Raw genomic sequence first — 16,677 nt, 5'->3', positions numbered from 1 at the left:
AGCGCGTCGATCGCCGAACAACGTCACCGACCGCCTCCACCATCCGGTTCGCTACGTGGTGGCCGCCGCCAGCTCGATCAGGCGGGCGCGGACCAGGTCGGGGCGTTCGTCGGCGATGAAATGTCCACAGCCGCTGACGGGTTCGAAGGTGTAGTCGTCGGCGCGGGCGGTTTCGGGGGCGGCCAGCGAAGGATGCAGAGCGGCATCGTCGACGCCGAACAGTGCGCGGATGGGGACGGTGGCTCGGCGGCGTTCGGGATGACGTGCGGCGCTGGGGATTTCGCGCAGCCAGAAGGTTCGGTAGGTGTCGGTGGCGGCGCGGGCGCAGACCGGGTCGCGGAAGCGGTCGGCGAAGATTCGCACCGCCTCGGGGTCGACCGCGCTGCGATCGGTGATCGCGGCGGGGATGAGTCGTTCGAGGAGGCGGGTGCGCTGTTGCAGCGGCACGCCCGCGATGGCCAGCATCGGTTGATAGAGGAGGAAGCGCCACACATGCCGCAACACCGTGGTCGCCGGTACCCAGGGATGCGCCATGTTCAGCGCGAGATAGCCGTCGAAACGTTCGGGCTCGCGCAGCACCATCAGGTATCCGACGTAACCGCCCCAGTCGTGTCCGACGAGCAGCACACGCTCCAGGCCCAGCGCATCGAGCAGCGCGAGCACATCGGAGGCGACGTCGTCCTTGGCCCAACGATGCGGCGGTGGGCCCGACCAGCCGTAGCCCGGCAGATCGGGCGCGATGATCCGCAGTCCCTCGGGCGGGTCGGCGAGCAGATCCCGGTAGGCGTAGTGGTGCTGCGGCCAGCCGTGCAGCAGCACGACCGGGCGCCCGTCGACCGGCCCGGCTTCGGTGACGTGGAACCGAACGCCGCGGGCGGTGCTGAACGACCGGCGCACGCCGGGGATGACTGGCGGTTCGGCGGTGGCGGTACCGGCGGTAACGGGCATACCCTCACGATAGTTCGCCGGGCGGGGCGCCGAACACCGTCCGCGGGTGGATCCAGCGGTCCGACCGTGGGTGCAGATGGGGGAGCGGCGGGCGGGCCGTCGGCGGATTCGGTTGCGCCGAGGTGTTGTCGGCTTCCGTACTGGCGAAAATGCTCTGGAATTCCGGGCAGTCGACCAGCGGTCGATGGGTGCAGGTCGCGGTGTGGCGGAGGCCGTCGCGCATTCGGGTGAGGCGCGCGATGTCCTCGTCGAGTCGATCGGCTCTCTCGGCCAAGTGGGATCGGAGGTCGGCGTCCTCCGGGGTCGCGGTCAGGAACCTGGCGATCTGCGCGAGGGTGAAGCCTGCCGAGCGGGCGCAGTTCACCAGGGCCAGTCGGGCGATTACGTCCGGGTGGTAGGTGCGGCGTAGACCGTTGCGGCCGTCCGGCTCGATCAGGCCGCGCTTCTCGTAGAACCGCAATGCGGACGGAGCCAATCCGGCCCGCTCGGCGACCTCGGCGATATCCAACGATGTCATGCCCGGTTGCTCCTTGACTTGAACTGCGCTTCAAGTTGCACCATAGGCGCATGACCGAACAAACAGAAGGCCGGATCTCGTTGCACCCGCAGGTCCAGGCGTACTTGGATCGCCTCGCCCAATTCAATTTCGGTGAGCTGCATACGTTTCCCCTCGAGCTGGCGCGCGAAGGGGTCCGCAGGGGAGTCGCTCTGCTAGGGGAGCCCGAAGCTGTTGCCGTCGTCGAGGATCGCCCGATTCCCTTGGCGGAGGGGGACATCCGGGTCCGGATCTACACCCCGGCCGGTGCTGGCCCCTTCCCGGTGTTGGTGTTCTTCCACGGTGGCGGGTTCGTGCTCGGCGATCTGGACACCCACGACGGCCTGTGCCGGAGTCTCGCGAACGGGGCCGAGTCCATCGTGGTCTCCGTCGACTACCCGCGGGCGCCGGAGCACAAATTCCCGGCGGCGCCCGACGCCTGCTACGCCGCGACGCGATGGGTCGCCGAGAACGCGGCCGACCTGGGCGGGGATCCCACCCGGATCGCGGTCGGCGGCGACAGCGCGGGCGGCAACCTGGCGGCCGTTGTCGCGCTGATGGCGCGGGATCTCGGCGGGCCCGCCCTGGTCTTCCAGCTCTTGATCTATCCCGACCTCGATTTCCGGCGGACGAACTACTCGATCCGCGAGTTCGCGGGTAAGTACGGCAATATCAGCAGGGCGACGCAGCACTGGTTCATGGACAATTACCTGACCACCGAAGCGGAGAAGCTCGACCCCCGAGTCTCGCCCCTGCTCGCCCCCGACTTGTCCGGGCTCCCACCAACACTCGTCATCACCGCCGAGTACGACGCGTTGCGAGACGAGGGCGAACAGTACGGGCGGCGTCTCGAGGAGGCCGGCGTCCCGGTGACCGTCAGCCGCTATCCCGGGATGATCCACGAATTCGTCCGGCACCCCTTCGACGACAGCGCGCGGGCCCGATCCGAAGCGGCGACAGCGCTGCGCAAGGCGTTCATCCTGTACTGAGAACTGCGGCCCGCCACCTCACCTCTGGACGGACACTCGAGATGCCCTTCTCCCTCTCGATCACACCCGCTACGAAGCCGTCCGGAACTGTCGCGGCTGCCCCGGACGGCGACCTGGACTACACCTCGCTCGTCATGATGGCGTGCGAGGTGCTCGCCGAAACCGATTGCGCGTTCACCATCGGCGGTTTCGGCAGCGACGACTGGGCGGTGGATGTCGCCTACGACCTGTCGACACTGGTCGAACAACTGCCCGATCTCCTCGACGACCTTCGCGCGCACCGCGTCGGGGAGATCGACCTGTACGGTCAGGGAATCGAGCGCACTCTGTACTTCCACCCCACCGACGGCGAAGTGCGGATCACCTGTACGTCCAGGACCACGTGGGCACCGGACCCTCCGGTGGAATCCATCGACCGCGAGGAGTTGCAGGCGATGATCGCCCGGTTGATGTCAGCGTTCAGTACCTCGCTGCAAGCAACCGGTTCACCGCTCGCCGACATGGCACCGTTCCCGGCTTGGCGCTGACTCGCGCCGGCGGGCGACGCTGTGCTCATATCGATGTTCGTGGAGTGGACCGAGGGATATTTCGTGGACAGCGAGAGAAGACCTCGAAAGTCGGTCAGGGGTTGCGCGGCGGCCGTTCCGGGTCGGCTCCCTGCTGCTTCTCGCGTGATGTCGAGTCCGGATCGACCTTGTCCGCGCGCTCCCACTCCTTGTCCAACTCGGTCCGCGATTCCGCCGCCTCGCTGCTATGCGCCTGCGCTTGATGGGCAAGCTGCTCGGCTTGTGCCACCTTGGCCTCGCCTTCGGCCTTTGCCGCCCGGCTCCGTGCGGCGGTCTCCTCCGCCCGCGCCTCCCGCTGAGCGACCTCGACTTCCCGTTCGGCCGCGCGGTCACGGAGAGCCCGAGCTTCGGCTCGCTGGTGTTCCCGCCGTTTGCGCATCAAAGCCCATACGACGGCCAGCAAGACAACCACAGCGGCGACAATGATGATGATCAGAACGGTGGTGCTCATCTTTCGACTCCTCGCACTCACCCCCCTCTACCCTAGCGCCACTCGATTGCCCCCTCGACTGCGAAATGCACAGAACCGCCGCTGGTTCGCTGGGCGGCGAGCGGTCACCCGTTGTGAGCGGGGCCCGGTTCGTTGCTGTTGGCCAGTTCGGTTCTCGCATCACTTATGAATCGTAAGTCGGATCCCTCCGGGGGTGACCACCCTTCTTTGGTGCCGATTCGGCGGCAGGTGGAAAGCGTTCTCAAACTGTGCATCAATACTGCATCGTTTGGCGTAAGATGGGCGAGAACGCTCTGAAGCTTCGCGGAGGGATGATGGCATGGGCCGTTGTTTACTGGCTGCCAGTCCGAGTACACGACGTGTGGCATCCACGACGGCGATCGTTGCGGAGGCGCGAGTCGCTCTGGCCGCTCACAACCGCCCGCGGGCGACGCATTGCCTCGAACGTCCCAGAGGGGGAGACCGGTGAGCGCCGCCCTGTGGATGCCCGCGGGTTCGCCGCGCGAGGACGGGCGCTCTGATCTCGGCGAAGGATTCGAGCGCTGGCGCGTGGACGTGCGGGCGCGAGTACTCGCTGAGTTGAGCGGCTTCCTCCGCGATCTCCGAATTTCCGGGCTGGACGCATGGGGCGTCGAGGACATCCTGGTGCAGTACGTCACCGGCGGGAAGTGCCTCCGCTCGACGTTGATGTATCTGGGGTGGCTCTGCGGTGCCGGGCCGGATGGCGCCGCGTTGCGTGCTGCGGCGAGCTTGGAACTGCTGCACGCCTTCGCGTTGCTGCAAGACGACGTCATGGACGATGCCGTGCTGCGCCGCGGGGCGTCGGCGGCGCATGTGCGACTGGCCGAGCAGCACCGGCGCGACCACAACGCTGGTTCGGCGGCTCGCTTCGGCGCTTCGGCGGCGACGTTGCTCGGCGACATGTGCCTGGTGTGGGCCGAGCAGATGCTGCGCGACAGCGGTGTCGGGACCGCCGCTCTGGCCCGAGTGTGGCCGGGCTACGACGCGATGCGCATCGAGCTGGCGGTCGGCCAGTTCGCCGACCTGATCAACGACGTGCGCGATCGGCCCGACCTCGACGACATCCTCGCCATCGCCCGCGCGAAGTCCGGCAACTACACCGTCCGGCGGCCACTGGAGTTGGGCGCCGCGATGGCCGGGTGCGGCCAGGACACGCTGAGCGTGCTGGCCCGCTTCGGAACTCGCGTCGGCGAGGCGTTCCAATTGCGTGACGATCTGCTGGGAATCTTCGGCTCGGCGGCGGTCACCGGCAAGCCCGCCGACAGCGATCTCGGTCAGCACAAGGCCACAAGCGTCGTGGTCGTCGCGCTCGAATTCGCCGACCCCGTTGTGCGGGACGAGTTGCTGGAACTGATGAGCCGCCCGGTGCTCGATCGCGTCGCGATCGACCGCTGTCGTGCCCTGATCGCCGCATCGGGCGCTCCCGCATACGTCGAGGCGATGATCGCCGATCGCGTCGAAGCGGCCATGCACGCGCTGAGCGAGGGCTCGCTCGACGCCGGGCTGCGGGTGGCGCTGGAACAGATGGCGCTGTTGTGCACGGCGCGGAAGCTGTAGAGGAGATACACGATGCGCACTGTCAAAGGCTGTCCCGACCACGTAGTGGTGGTAGGCGCAGGGCTGGCGGGCCTGTCGGCCGCCATCCACCTGGCCGGACGAGGGCGGGCGGTGACGGTGATCGAACGCGCGACGGTGCCGGGCGGGCGGATGGGCCGGCTGGATCTGAACGGCTGTCGAATCGACACCGGTCCGACAGTGTTGACGATGCCCGAGCTGATCGACGAGATCTTCGACGCGGTCGGGGAACGGACCGGAGATCGTCTGGAGTTGATGCCGGTCGTGCCGGCCTATCGCGCCCGGTTCGCCGACGGGCGCACCCTCGACGTGCACAGCGACGAGCAGACCATGGCGCACACCATCACCGAGTTCGTGGGCGCCGACCAAGCCGAAGGCTATCGGCGACTTCGTGATTGGCTCACCCGGCTCTACCACGCCGAGTTCGACCGCTTCATCGCAACGAATTTCGATTCGCCGCTCTCGATGCTGACTCCGGCGCTCGCCGAATTGGCTGCCCTGGGCGGCTTCGGCAACTGGGATCGCCGGGTCGCTCGGTTCATCACCGACCCCGATCTGCGACGAGTGTTCACCTTTCAGTCGCTGTATGCCGGTGTCGCACCCGACCGCGCACTGGCCGCCTACGCCGTGATCGCCTACATGGACACCATGGCGGGCGTGTACTTTCCGCGAGGTGGCATGCGCGCAGTGCCCGACGCGCTCGCCGCTGCGGCCGAAGCCGCAGGCGTGCGATTCCACTACCAAACCACCGTCACGGCCTTGGCTCGCGAAGGGGCCCGCGTCCATGCCGTGCACACCGACCGGGGCGACCGAATCGCTTGTGACGCGGTGGTTCTGACTACCGAGCGGCATCGCACCTACGCGCTGCTCGGACACCGTTCACGGCGCCCGATCCCGGTGGTCGCAGCCCCCTCCGCGGCGGTACTGCACGTCTCGTGTGATCCGCTCGAGATCCCCCATCATTCTCTGCTGTTCGGCGCGGCCTGGCAGTCGGCCTTCCACGACATCATCGGCGACGGCCGGCTCCCGTCCGATCCATCGCTGCTGGTGACTCGGCCGACGGCGGGTGACCCCACATTGGCGCCGGAGGGACGCGATCTGCTCTACATTCTCGCGCCGGTACCGAGTTTGGAACGGGGGCGGATCGATTGGCCGCGCTTCGGTATCGATTACGCCGAGCAGGTTCTCGATATCGTGCGAAAACGCCTGGGACCATCCGCGTTGCGCGGCGCCCAACTCCTGCGCGTTGTCACGCCGACGGACTGGGCCGCTCGAGACATGCTCTCGGGGAGCCCGTTCGCTCTGGCACATACCTTTGCCCAAACCGGACCTTTTCGGCCCGCCAACATGATTCGCGGTATCGACAACGCGGTGCTCGCGGGCGCCTCCACCGTGCCGGGCGTTGGTATTCCACCGGTGCTGATCTCCGGGCGACTTGCCGCTGACCGTGTCACCGGGCCGGTGCGCTCCGGCGCGGCCCGCCGTCCGGGAAATGCCGCACACTCCTACCACTGATGGGACACCGAGATGACACGTACGGAACTCGATGCGGCAGGTATCACCGATCGATCACTACGTCGGTCGTATGAACACTGTCGGGCACTCAACGCCCGGCACGGTAAGACGTTCTTTCTGGCCACGCGGTTGCTCGCCCCCGACCAGCGACCCGGCGTGCACGCGCTCTACGGCTTCGCCCGCCGCGCGGACGACATCGTCGACGACCTCGATGCGGGATTCGAGACATCCGACCGAGCGGCCCGATTGGACAGTCTGGCAGAGCAATGGAAAACCCGTGATGTCGGCAGCGATCCGGTGTTGGCCGCAGTGCTGCACACCGCAGGCCGTTACCGCATACCTGACGATCTGTTCGACGCATTTCTCACATCGATGCGGATGGATCTGTCGGTGACCACTTACCCAGACCGCGGCGCACTGGACCGCTACGTCTACGGATCGGCTGAGGTGATCGGTCTGCAGCTGCTGCCGATTCTGGGGACGACGGTACCCGGTCCAGAAGCCGAGCCGTACGCGGCGGCGCTGGGCAAGGCGTTCCAGCTCACCAATTTCCTCCGCGATGTCGACGAGGACCTGGCACGCGATCGCGTCTACTTGCCCGCCGACGAACTGGCCGTCCACGGCGTGGATCGGGAACTGCTCGTGTGGTGTCGTAGATATGGCAAGGGGGAGCCCCGCGTGCGCCGCGCGCTTGCCGATCAGCACGAGATCACCAGGCGGATATACGATTTCGCGCGCGGTGGCATCGAGCGGCTGGCACCACGCTCTCGTCCCTGCGTGGCGACCGCGCTGTTGTTGTACTCGGAAATCTTGGACCGCATCGAAGACCGCGATTTCGAAGTGTTCGGCCATCGTGCCACCGTCGGGACCCGGCGGCGTGTTCGTGTGGGCGCCGAGGGACTGGTGCGCGCGTGGTGGGCGCGCAGTGGGCGGCGCGCGGGCTCGCGAAGTCCTCGACGCTCGGCCCGGCGTCACGGGAACACACTCAGGGAGGGATATGGCTCTCTGCCGACGTAATGCGGCGTGGCACGGCCCGAGTCACTAGGGTCCTTCGTCGTAGCGGTTCGTTGGTGCGGCCGGAGGGCCGGGGAGGAGTACTACCGATGGGAAATCCGATGCCGCCGGGTCAGGGTGGGTACGTACCGGGTCAGTCGAATCCGTACCACGGGCAAGTGAATCCGCAGCAGAGTCCTCCGCCGCCCTATCTCGGTCAGCCGCATCCGTACGGCGCACCGCCGCTCGGCATGCCCGCCGCGGTGCCGCCCGGGAATGGTCCGGCGAGCCGACCGGCGAGCGGCGGTGCGATGGAGCGGGTCGCGGGCGGTCTACTGCTGGTCGCCGCGTTGCTCGCCATCGTCTTCCGTCTCGCCAACGCGTTCTCCTCGAGTTACCGCTTCCTGTGGTCCGACGTCATGCTCGCGCTGATGATCCTGCTCGCGATCCTCACCGGTATCTGCGCGCTCGCGGGGATGGGCGCGCGATATCCCGTGCTGCGCGCGCTCGCGGCGGTGGCCGCCGGCATGCTCCTGTCCGGCATGGTGGAAGCGGTGCTCGGCGCCGCACAGTTCGAATTCCTCTTCGAGGACACCTACTGGTTGTCCATCCCGTGCGCGCTCGCCGCATTCGCCGCCACCCTCGCGACGGTGGTCGCCGCCGCGGCGCGGACGGCGCCCGCACCGAGAAACCCTGTGCCGCACCAGTATCCGCCCCAGAACCAGCCGCCGCGCTAGATCCGAGCGTGCGCGTTGCCACTCCACTGAACGCCGCGTGGGGTACGAACCATGCGACTCTGAAGGCCAGGAGCGTGCGGTGTTGCCAGGCCGGATTCGTAGGCCGAACCGTGCGGTCCGGACGATCCGAGTCAGGCGGCCTCCAGAACGAAGAACAGGAAGTCGCCCGCTCGGGCAGCAGGTCCCGTGGGTGCGGGACCCAGGGCGAGCCGGTTTCGCGGCCCCATGGTTGGCGGGTCTCGGTGGCACGCTCTATGATCGACGCGATGATGATTCCTTCTGATCGCAGATTGGGGGTCCCGTTCGTCCAAGGTGAGTGCTGATGCTCACCGCGAAGACGAATGGGGACGATTCCCGCCTTTCCTTCTGGCCGCGCGTGCGTGAGTTCGCCGTGCCGCCCTCCATGATCGAGACCGCTACCGCTCGGCGTCGCGCCGGGGACTGGGCGGGGGCTTGTGCCGCTGCTGGTTTCGACGTCGGTATCGATTTACGTTCTGTGGCACGGACTTACGGCCGTGAGCTGGCGGCTGAAATCCGGTCCGATCTCCGGCATTTGGCTCCAGATCTGCTGCGCTGGCACCTGCCGAGGGTCGCTCCGGACGGCCTGCTCCGGCCGGGGTTGACGATCACGCTCGCTCGATACGCCTGTGGCACAGACGATTTCGTGCACCTGGTGGTTCGTACCGCGCCGACGTGGGCGGATTCCGGGCAGCGGGTGGCCCTCGCGCTGTGGGATGGATCCGGCTTCGAGAGTCCGCATCCGCATCCACGGCCGGACCGCCGTTTCCGGATGGACCTGCATCGTCACCTCTGGGACGCGCGCAGGTCCGACGAGTTGCGGCTGCGGTGCGGAGCCGCACCGGACGCCGACCGGTCGGCGCTGGACCCCGCTCTGCTGGAGATCGTGTCGCGGGATCGCGGGTACGCCGTTGATCGCTGGGCCGCCGAGGCCCGAATCCTGCTCGATGCCGAAGGGCGACAGGAGAATACCGTCCTGATGCGGTTGGGCGCTCGGCATCGGGTGATCGCCGAACTGGGCACTGTCGGCTTGCGGATCGTGACGACATATCCGGCCGGAGCTGTCTCGGCGCTTCCGGTGCTGCCCGACGCCGCGACCTGGCAACCACCCGACCTGGAACTGCTTCGCACCGGCGCGATCTCGCTCGAACGACTGCATCCGCTGGTCGCCGTCGCGCTGGCGCCGGACTGTTCGCCGAGCGAATCCGTCCGGGGGCCGACCCGGTGGGAGCGAACACATTTGGTGGAATGCGGCGGCGAGCAACACCGTATCGGCTTGGTCGACGGTGTGCTGTCCGCGCTGGACCACGACCCGGCCGAGATTCGGCGCGAGGAACTCCTGGCCGCTTTGAGCGGCACCCCGCTGCCCTGCCTGCAGGCGATCGATCGGGCACATCGCCAACCGGACTGCCTCACGGGCGTTCGCGAACGGCTCGCACACGGTGACACCGCGGGCGCGCTCGCCGTCGTCGAAGGCCTGCTCGGCCCCGAGGCGGTCCTGCGCGACGGCGCTCTCCGAGATGCATTGGAAGCCTCCGCGCGACAGCGAATCACCTACGGGCTCTATCGATCCGGGCTATCCGAATCGCAGCTCGTCCCCAACTATCCCGGCGCTCGCCGTCCACGAGACCGCCGCGCGCACCCGCGCAACGCGACGACCTACTGAAACCGCGTCCGCCGTGCGCTGCGGCGCTGTGCGGCCGCCTGCCGCTCCTGACCGCTGCGCACGCAGCGCGGCACTACCACCCGACGACCTGCGACCGGACCACGTCCCGCGTCGAATCAATCAATCCTTCTACAATACAAGGTGATTCACATGTCTGCTGCTGTCACGGACCTCGCTGCCCACACTTCCCAGCTCGATATCGCCGCCGATCTGCTGACCCTCCTCGGCGCGACCACCACCGAACCGCGAACCGACACCCAACTGGAGGCCCTCACCCTGGCGGTAGCCGCCGACCTGCCGGTGCTGCTCTGGGGCGAACCGGGAATCGGCAAGACCGCCGCCCTCATGCAGCTCGCCGAGACACTGGAGCTTCCGCTGACCACGGTGATCGCGAGCGTGCACGAGCCGTCGGACTTTTCGGGTCTGCCGATCGTCGGCGCCGACCCCGCCGAGCACGGTGTTCCGATGGCGCCACCGGACTGGGCGGTGCGCTTGGTCAAGGCGGGCCGGGGGCTGCTGTTCCTCGACGAGCTCTCCACCGCGCCGCCCGCCGTGCAGGCCGCACTGCTGCGGCTCGTGCTGGAGCGGCGGATCGGCGCGCTGAAGCTGCCGCCCGGCGTCCGGATCGTCGCGGCGGCCAATCCGCGCTCGTCGGCGGCCGACGGCTGGGAGCTGAGCCCGCCGCTGGCCAATCGGTTCGTGCACCTGCAGTGGGTGCACGATCACGATGTGGTCGTTCGTGGTCTCGGCGGGACATGGCCGCGCGCGACACTGCCGCGGCTCGATCCGGAAAAGCTCACGGAGGCAGTGGCATTCGCGCGTCGCGCGGTGTGCGTGCTGCTCGCGGCGCGCCCGAAGCTCGTGCATCAGATGCCGAGCAGTGAAGCGCGGCGGGGCGGTGCGTGGGCATCGCCTCGCAGCTGGGAGATGGCGCTGCGGCTGATCGCGTTCGCCACCGCCGCGGGCTCTACCAAGGACGTGCTTTCGCTGTTGGTCCGGGGGACGGTCGGGGACGGACCGGGTTTCGAGCTGCTGACCAGCCTGGACCGAATGGACCTTCCGGACCCCGAGAAGCTGCTGGCCGATCCGGCGGGCGCCGAGCTCCCCGAGCGCGGGGATCTGCGCCAGGCCGTGCTCGACGGTGTGGTCGCCGCGGTGCGTAAGCGCCCGGAGAAGTCCCGCTGGGATGCGGCGTGGGCGCTGTTGGTGCGGGCGATCGAAACCGGCCCGCCGGATCTGGTTGTCGTCGCCGCGACCACGCTCGCCACACTGCGCCAAGGCAATTGGGAGGTACCGGCGTCGATCGAGAAGCTGACGGGCGTGGTGTCGGTGTCGCGGCGCGCGGATCGCGCCGCCGACCTCGTGCGAGCGGGCCGATGACGGCGCGGGCAGCGGATCCGAAACTGGATCTGGAGAAGCTCTTCGCCGCCAGGCTGTACGCGGTGCGGGTACGGCCCTACCTGGCGACCGCGCTGTTCGCGCTGCACATCGTCGAATCGCGCCGCGTCCCGACGATGAGTGTGGACCGGTACTGGCGCTGCTATGTTTCGCCCGCGTTCGTCGACGGCATGCCCGTCGAGGAACTGGCCGGCGTGCTGGTGCACGAGGTGTCGCACCTGCTGCGCGATCATCACGGCCGCGGTGAGCGCTTCGCCCGCGAGCACGAACTGAGCGGGCCGGGGGAAAGGCTGCGCATGAACATCGCCGCCGACTTCGAGATCAACGACGACATCTTCGGCGACGGCCTGGTCCGCCCGGAAGGTGCGATCCTGCCCGCCGACATCGACTTGCCCGCGGGCAAACTCATGGAGGAGTACCTGCGGGAGTTCCGGTTCGGAACGTACACACCGGAGATGGCGTGGCTCGATTGCGGTAGCGGCGCCGACGGCTCGGAGCGCGAGTGGGAGCTGGGGCCGCTCGGCGCGGACGGACTCAGCGAACAGGAACGCGACGGCGTGCGCTTCCTGGTGGCGCAGGGCATCACCGGCCGCCCGGGCGACGCGCCCGAAGGATGGCGGCGCTGGGCGCGGGAAGTGTTCCATCCACCGCAGCCGTGGCGCGATCTGCTGGGCGCGGCACTGCGCGCGGCTGTCTCGGCGCCCGGCGTCGGGGAGGACTACACCTATCGCAGACCCGCGCGGCGCTCGGCAGGCGTGCCCGGTGTCGTCCTGCCGAGCCTGCGGCGCACACCGCCCCGCGTCAGCGTGATCATCGATACCTCCGGTTCGGTCAGCGACACCGAACTCGGCAGCGCCCTACTCGAAGTGACCGCCATCTGCCGTGCGGTGGGCGGTCGCCGCGACCTGGTCACCGTATTGTCCTGCGACGCGGCCGCCCGGATCGCGCACCCGATCTGCGCGGCCGAGGGTATCCCGCTGGTGGGCGGCGGCGGCACCGACCTCCGCACCGGTTTCGCCAAAGCCCTTCGTGCCCAACAACGCCCGGACGTCGTCGTGGTCCTCACCGACGGTCAGACACCCTGGCCGACAGCCGCACCGGCCTGCCGCACCGTCGTCGGCCTGTTCCGCCGCGCACCCTCGTACAACGAACGCGATTCCGACTACGTCCCGGACCGACCACCCAACTGGGCGCGAGTCGTCGAAATCGGCTAGCGCCCAGCTTGAACAAGCAACGCCGACCAAAGGTCACCATTCCTCGCCCCACCGCACCAAAGGTCACCCTCGGTCGGCCCACCAGGGCAAGCAGGTCGGCTGACTGAAGGTGACGTCCAGTCGGTCTGGCGGGATGGAGGTGGCCGTCGGTCGGTTACCGCGCCGACCATTCTGGACGCGGCACTGGCGGCACCGTCCGATTGATACGGCCGGAATGCTTTGGCGCCGAACGTCATCGACGGTGCCGGGCGAAGAACTGCGCGATCGTGGCCGTCGCGTCGAGAGCCGTGCTCGGCGGGTCGGTGCCGAGGAGGCGTTCGCGCATCGGGGTGGGATCGGCTCCTGGCCATTGGTGTCCGGCGCCGTCGATGGTGATCAGGGTGACTTCCCGGTCCTCGGGGCAGGTGGCGCGGGAGGTGGTGACCGGGCCCGCGGCGGTGATCACCTGGTCTGGGCAGCCCTGGTGGCGGCGCCATTCGGCGTGCAGTTCGGGCACGGACGGTCCGTCGATGACGGTGCTTCTGTTGTCGCCGGGGGCGCCGTCGTAGCGGACGGCCTCGTCGGCGCTGCCGTGGATGTGCAGGACCGAGACCGGTGCCGGGGCGGGGCAGTCGGCGAGCCGAGTGGCGGCCACGGGGGCGACGGCGGCGAAGAGCGCGGTGCGGCAGGCGAGGGTGTAGGCCATGATGCCGCCGTTGCTCATACCGGTGAGATAGACACGGGCGGAATCGATTCCGTGCTCGCGGGTGATGGCGGCGACCATCGCGGAGATGAACGCGACGTCGTCGACGGAGCGGCGCTCGGCGGGTCCGCAACAATCGCCACCCTCGGTGTTCCACGCGCGCGACAGGCCGTCGGGATAGGCGACAACGAAACCGTCGGCGTCGGCCTGCTCGTTCCAGCCGTAGGCGCGTTCGGCCTGAGCGCCGGAGCCGTAGCCGCCGTGCAGGACGACCACGAGCGGAGCGCCGTCGCGCGCGGCGGCGGGCCGGTAGACGCGGTAGTCGCGCGAGAGTCCGCCGCTTTCCAGCGAGTGCTCGGTCGATGCCGCGGGTTCGGCGGCCGCGCCGCCGGGGTGGGCGGCGCAGCCCGCGGCGGCGAGCAGCAGAGCCGCGGTGGTGAGGGCGGTCGACAGCGGTCGTGACAAAGACATACGGGATTATAGACAAGGGTCTTGTCTATTTGTCGAGGTGTGCCGAGGCCTGCCAGAGTGGCCGTCATGACCATCCGCTCGCACCGCACCGTTCCCGGCCTGGTCCAAGCCCTGGCCGAAACGAACACCCGGACTTTGCGTGCGGTTTTCGCCGCCGAGGGACTGGACGGATTGCGTCCGGCGCACGTGCTGGTTCTTGTGCGTCTGCTCGGCGGCGGTCGGCGCGCGGTGGATTTGGCTGCCGACATCGGGGTGTCACCGCAGGCCGTGGCTCAGGTCGCGGTGACACTCGAGCGCGCCGGATATGTGTCGCGCGTGAGCGACCCCGGCGACGCCCGCGCGAAACTGCTGTGTCTCACCGACCGCGGCAGGCACGCGCTGCGGGTGACGCGAACAGCTGGCGAACAGGTCGAACAGCGATGGCGTCAGGCGCTCGGCGCGGACGACCTTGCCCGTCTCCGCCACCTGCTGACCGCCGTGCTCGATCTCGAAAGCGGCGAATAGACGGGCGTGATCAGTCTTGGCAGCGGGCGATGAGGACCGGGCATGGCGCCGCGTGCAGGACGGCCTGGCTGACCGAGCCGAGTGTCATGCCGACGAACCCGCCGCGTCCGTGGCTGCCGACGACGAGCAGTTGCGCGCCCTCGGCTTCGCGCAGGAGTCGTCGGGCGGGCCGGTCCTCGACGACGACGCGGCGAACCGCCACGTCGGGGTAGCGGTCGCTGTAGCCCGCGAGGCTTTCGGCGAGCAGCGCGGAGTCTTCTTGCAGCATCTCCTCGCGCGGAATGTAGCGGTAGACCTCCGACCAGGTGTGCACGGCAACCAGCTCGACGTTGCGGACGGCCGCTTGGTCGTAGGCCACCCGGACGGCATGGGCGCTACAGGCGGAGCCGTCCACACCGACGACCACCGCGCCGTCGGTGGGAACGGGATCTTCGTCGGGGATGACCGCGACCGGGCACTGCGCGTGGCGGGCCAGGGAGGTGCTGACCGAGCCGAGCAGTCCGCGCCGCAGTGCACCGTGGCCGCGGGTGCCGACCACGAGCAGACGGGCGTCCTTGGAGCTGTCCTTCAGCGCGGGAATCGGCGCGGATTCGGCGAGCGCGGTGGTGATCTCGAGGCGCTGGTCGCCTACGGCTTGTTCCGCGAGCGCCCTGGCCTGCTCCAGAGTGCGCTCCCCGTCCTCGCGGATCGCTTGGAAGTCGATGGCGGCCGGGCCGAGCGCGGCACCGAACTCGACCATCGAACCGATGGCGGTGACGATGTGCAGCGGTGTGCGGTGGGCGGCCGCGTCCCGGGCGGCCCAGCGCACGGCGTACGCGGCCGAGTCCGAGCCGTCGGTGCCGACGACGACGGTGGAAGAGGAAGCAGTGGTGTTCACGGGTTCTCCTCGAAGAGGTTGTTCAGCGGGGTCGATCAGGGGTGTGACCAATGTCCTCCCTCGCCGAAGCGGCTGTCTGATTCCAGGCTAAGAACCCGCTGCGGCGTGTCGCGGGGGTCGGAAGTCCTCCGCGCACGGGCCCAAGGCCCCCGGCTCGTCCTCTGCCGGGCAGGCGGTGGCGCCTGTTGGGCCAGCGAGGACGAAGGTCCTTGTCCCACGGTCTGTTCGGCACTACGAGACCGGTGCGTACGCGACTAGCGTTGGGTCGAGGGTATGACCGGGTCGCGGCGAACGGCAACGGCCTTCCCGCCAGGATCGACCGAAGGAGCCTCCATTGCGATATCAGGTAGGCGTCGACCAGCAAACACCGCAGACCGTCCTCGAGCTGCGCCGCCGCGTGCGCGCCGAGCATACGGGCGAGGACATCGGCGCAGGCCTGCGGGCCCTGCAGGAGTTCGCCGCGGTCACCGGGCTGGCACCGGCCGGACCGGCCTCGACAACCTACGTCGGTGACTTCACCCCGGGCGCCGCGGCCGAGGTCGTGTTCACCCTGCCGGTCGCCGCGGCCTCGTTCGGGTCTGACGCGGGAGAGATCTCGCTGCAGCGCACCGAACCCGGCCTCTTCGCGCACACCATCCACCACGGCGACTATCAGCGCATCGGCGAGGCCTATCGAGCCCTCGAACAGTGGCTGCGCGCGGCGCAGTACCGGGTGGTCGGCCCTCCGACGGAGGTGTATCTGGTCGGCCCCGACGAGGCGGTCGCCGCCCACGACCTGCTCACCCAGATTCGTGTCCCCGTCGCCGCGGCACCACTGACGGTGCGGACCACGAGCCCGTTCACCGACACGGTGATCGCCGTGCGAACCGCGTTGACCGAACACGGATTCGCCGTGCTCAACGAACTCGACATGCGCGCGGCCCTGCAGGAGGCAGCCGACGCGGCCATGGAGAACTATGTGATCGTCGGCGCCTGCCACCCGCAGTTGGCCGCTCGAGCGCTCGCCATCGACCGCGGCATCGGGCTGCTGTTGCCCTGGAACGTCGTCGTGCGCGCCGACGGCGACACCACTGTTGTCGAAGCCGGCGACCCGCAACAGCTGCTGGCCCGCAGCGGACACACCGCCTTGGCGCCGATCGCCGACCAGGCTCGCCGCGCGCTGAGGGCGGTGCTCGACCAGGTCGCCACGAGTAGCTCACCCGTCGACAACGCGACACCTCGGTAGGCCGACGGCGCGGCGCAGTACGTGTGGTTCTGCTGGTCCCGGCATCGCGGCCCAGCCCGTGCCCGCCGTCGGCGACGAACTTGGTCGTACCCCGTGGTCACGCAGGGGTTTGCGGTTCGGACGGGCCGCGGCTCGGCAGGTGCCGCGGCCCCGAGATCACCGTGCCCGACGAGCGAACCCGCCAGCAGAGCCGTTGGTCCTCGAGAACCCCGACCAAGGTCAGCAAGCCCGAAGGCCCGCCACGATTCGGTGGATCCGCGAGTCGGACTACCCGGCGGGGGCGCGACCGAGA

The 16,677-nt window shown here is 68.8% G+C and carries 16 protein-coding genes; 11 read left to right on the top strand and 5 right to left on the bottom strand.

Annotation, left to right across the window (positions count from 1 at the left end):
• Positions 1-51 precede the first annotated feature (51 nt).
• The gene (locus NAM01S_RS21865; protein ID WP_067788075.1) at positions 52-948 is read right to left on the bottom strand and encodes an alpha/beta fold hydrolase; all 897 of its coding nucleotides are present in this window, start codon (positions 946-948) and stop codon (positions 52-54) included.
• A gap of 4 nt (positions 949-952) precedes the next feature.
• Positions 953-1,465 carry a MerR family transcriptional regulator gene (locus tag NAM01S_RS21860; protein ID WP_084483162.1) on the bottom strand — a complete coding sequence of 171 codons (513 nt, stop codon included), beginning with the start codon at positions 1,463-1,465 and terminating at the stop codon, positions 953-955.
• Between the two features lie 50 nt (positions 1,466-1,515).
• Here NAM01S_RS21860 and lipP1 point away from each other — a divergent pair, with 50 nt between their 5' ends.
• Together lipP1 and NAM01S_RS21850 are read left to right on the top strand one after the other, a co-directional pair.
• Positions 1,516-2,472, top strand: a complete 957-nt coding sequence (lipP1, locus tag NAM01S_RS21855; RefSeq protein ID WP_253799066.1) for a LipP1 family hormone-sensitive lipase — start codon at positions 1,516-1,518, stop codon at positions 2,470-2,472.
• Positions 2,473-2,513: 41 nt separating this feature from the next.
• Complete coding sequence (locus NAM01S_RS21850) at positions 2,514-2,999, top strand: hypothetical protein (protein ID WP_067788073.1); 486 nt, start codon at positions 2,514-2,516, stop codon at positions 2,997-2,999.
• A 94-nt stretch (positions 3,000-3,093) separates the two neighbouring features.
• Here the strand turns inward: NAM01S_RS21850 and NAM01S_RS21845 are convergent, their stop codons facing one another.
• Complete coding sequence (locus tag NAM01S_RS21845) at positions 3,094-3,489, bottom strand: hypothetical protein (protein ID WP_067788071.1); 396 nt, start codon at positions 3,487-3,489, stop codon at positions 3,094-3,096.
• 483 nt (positions 3,490-3,972) lie between these two features.
• On the opposite strand from NAM01S_RS21845, the gene NAM01S_RS21840 reads away from it, so the two are divergent.
• The 7 genes from NAM01S_RS21840 to NAM01S_RS21810 all read left to right on the top strand — a co-directional run bounded on the left by NAM01S_RS21840 (position 3,973) and on the right by NAM01S_RS21810 (position 12,626).
• Complete coding sequence (locus NAM01S_RS21840; protein ID WP_067788300.1) at positions 3,973-5,067, top strand: polyprenyl synthetase family protein; 1,095 nt, start codon at positions 3,973-3,975, stop codon at positions 5,065-5,067.
• A gap of 12 nt (positions 5,068-5,079) precedes the next feature.
• Entirely contained in the window at positions 5,080-6,600 is a 1,521-nt protein-coding gene (gene crtI / locus NAM01S_RS21835) for a phytoene desaturase family protein (RefSeq protein WP_067788070.1), read from the top strand.
• A gap of 12 nt (positions 6,601-6,612) precedes the next feature.
• A complete protein-coding gene (locus NAM01S_RS21830) occupies positions 6,613-7,617 on the top strand; it encodes a phytoene/squalene synthase family protein (protein ID WP_084483161.1) in 1,005 nt (334 codons plus the stop codon).
• 86 nt (positions 7,618-7,703) lie between these two features.
• The gene (locus tag NAM01S_RS21825; RefSeq protein ID WP_157107843.1) at positions 7,704-8,330 is read left to right on the top strand and encodes a hypothetical protein; all 627 of its coding nucleotides are present in this window, start codon (positions 7,704-7,706) and stop codon (positions 8,328-8,330) included.
• A gap of 322 nt (positions 8,331-8,652) precedes the next feature.
• A complete protein-coding gene (locus tag NAM01S_RS21820; protein ID WP_067788298.1) occupies positions 8,653-10,014 on the top strand; it encodes a hypothetical protein in 1,362 nt (453 codons plus the stop codon).
• Positions 10,015-10,164: 150 nt separating this feature from the next.
• Positions 10,165-11,394 (top strand): AAA family ATPase, encoded by a 1,230-nt coding sequence (locus NAM01S_RS21815; RefSeq protein ID WP_067788067.1) that lies wholly within the window; start codon positions 10,165-10,167, stop codon positions 11,392-11,394.
• On the top strand, positions 11,391-12,626 hold the full coding sequence (locus NAM01S_RS21810; RefSeq protein ID WP_067788065.1) for a vWA domain-containing protein: 1,236 nt from the start codon (positions 11,391-11,393) through the stop codon (positions 12,624-12,626). Before NAM01S_RS21815 ends, NAM01S_RS21810 begins: the two co-directional genes overlap by 4 nt.
• A gap of 232 nt (positions 12,627-12,858) precedes the next feature.
• On the opposite strand, the gene NAM01S_RS21805 is transcribed toward NAM01S_RS21810, so the two are convergent.
• Positions 12,859-13,779 carry a CE1 family esterase gene (locus NAM01S_RS21805; protein ID WP_067788064.1) on the bottom strand — a complete coding sequence of 307 codons (921 nt, stop codon included), beginning with the start codon at positions 13,777-13,779 and terminating at the stop codon, positions 12,859-12,861.
• Positions 13,780-13,845: 66 nt separating this feature from the next.
• Here NAM01S_RS21805 and NAM01S_RS21800 point away from each other — a divergent pair, with 66 nt between their 5' ends.
• Entirely contained in the window at positions 13,846-14,283 is a 438-nt protein-coding gene (locus tag NAM01S_RS21800; protein ID WP_067788296.1) for a MarR family winged helix-turn-helix transcriptional regulator, read from the top strand.
• Positions 14,284-14,293: 10 nt separating this feature from the next.
• On the opposite strand, the gene NAM01S_RS21795 is transcribed toward NAM01S_RS21800, so the two are convergent.
• Positions 14,294-15,160: a universal stress protein gene (locus NAM01S_RS21795; protein ID WP_067788063.1), complete on the bottom strand. Its 867-nt coding sequence runs from the start codon at positions 15,158-15,160 to the stop codon at positions 14,294-14,296.
• Between the two features lie 334 nt (positions 15,161-15,494).
• Between NAM01S_RS21795 and NAM01S_RS37095 the strand changes: the two genes are divergently transcribed.
• Positions 15,495-16,385, top strand: a complete 891-nt coding sequence (locus tag NAM01S_RS37095) for a DUF302 domain-containing protein (protein ID WP_157107842.1) — start codon at positions 15,495-15,497, stop codon at positions 16,383-16,385.
• Positions 16,386-16,677: the final 292 nt, after the last annotated feature.

It is taken from the genome of Nocardia amikacinitolerans NBRC 108937 (assembly GCF_001612615.1).
Lineage (GTDB): Bacteria > Actinomycetota > Actinomycetes > Mycobacteriales > Mycobacteriaceae > Nocardia > Nocardia amikacinitolerans.
Note: the sequence above shows the minus strand (reverse complement) of the source record. Positions and strands in the feature narration are given on the sequence as shown.

Excerpts from the sequence above, each read along its gene's own strand:
- NAM01S_RS21800 (WP_067788296.1), top strand. The coding sequence starts at position 13,846 with ATGACCATCCGCTCGCACCGCACCGTTCCCGGCCTGGTCCAAGCCCTG.
- NAM01S_RS21805 (WP_067788064.1), bottom strand. The coding sequence starts at position 13,779 with ATGTCTTTGTCACGACCGCTGTCGACCGCCCTCACCACCGCGGCTCTG.
- NAM01S_RS21860 (WP_084483162.1), bottom strand. The coding sequence starts at position 1,465 with ATGACATCGTTGGATATCGCCGAGGTCGCCGAGCGGGCCGGATTGGCT.
- NAM01S_RS21850 (WP_067788073.1), top strand. The coding sequence starts at position 2,514 with ATGCCCTTCTCCCTCTCGATCACACCCGCTACGAAGCCGTCCGGAACT.
- NAM01S_RS21865 (WP_067788075.1), bottom strand. The coding sequence starts at position 948 with ATGCCCGTTACCGCCGGTACCGCCACCGCCGAACCGCCAGTCATCCCC.
- NAM01S_RS21825 (WP_157107843.1), top strand. The coding sequence starts at position 7,704 with ATGGGAAATCCGATGCCGCCGGGTCAGGGTGGGTACGTACCGGGTCAG.
- NAM01S_RS21820 (WP_067788298.1), top strand. The coding sequence starts at position 8,653 with ATGCTCACCGCGAAGACGAATGGGGACGATTCCCGCCTTTCCTTCTGG.
- NAM01S_RS21845 (WP_067788071.1), bottom strand. The coding sequence starts at position 3,489 with ATGAGCACCACCGTTCTGATCATCATCATTGTCGCCGCTGTGGTTGTC.
- NAM01S_RS21815 (WP_067788067.1), top strand. The coding sequence starts at position 10,165 with ATGTCTGCTGCTGTCACGGACCTCGCTGCCCACACTTCCCAGCTCGAT.
- NAM01S_RS21810 (WP_067788065.1), top strand. The coding sequence starts at position 11,391 with ATGACGGCGCGGGCAGCGGATCCGAAACTGGATCTGGAGAAGCTCTTC.
- NAM01S_RS21830 (WP_084483161.1), top strand. The coding sequence starts at position 6,613 with ATGACACGTACGGAACTCGATGCGGCAGGTATCACCGATCGATCACTA.
- crtI (WP_067788070.1), top strand. The coding sequence starts at position 5,080 with ATGCGCACTGTCAAAGGCTGTCCCGACCACGTAGTGGTGGTAGGCGCA.
- NAM01S_RS21840 (WP_067788300.1), top strand. The coding sequence starts at position 3,973 with ATGCCCGCGGGTTCGCCGCGCGAGGACGGGCGCTCTGATCTCGGCGAA.
- lipP1 (WP_253799066.1), top strand. The coding sequence starts at position 1,516 with ATGACCGAACAAACAGAAGGCCGGATCTCGTTGCACCCGCAGGTCCAG.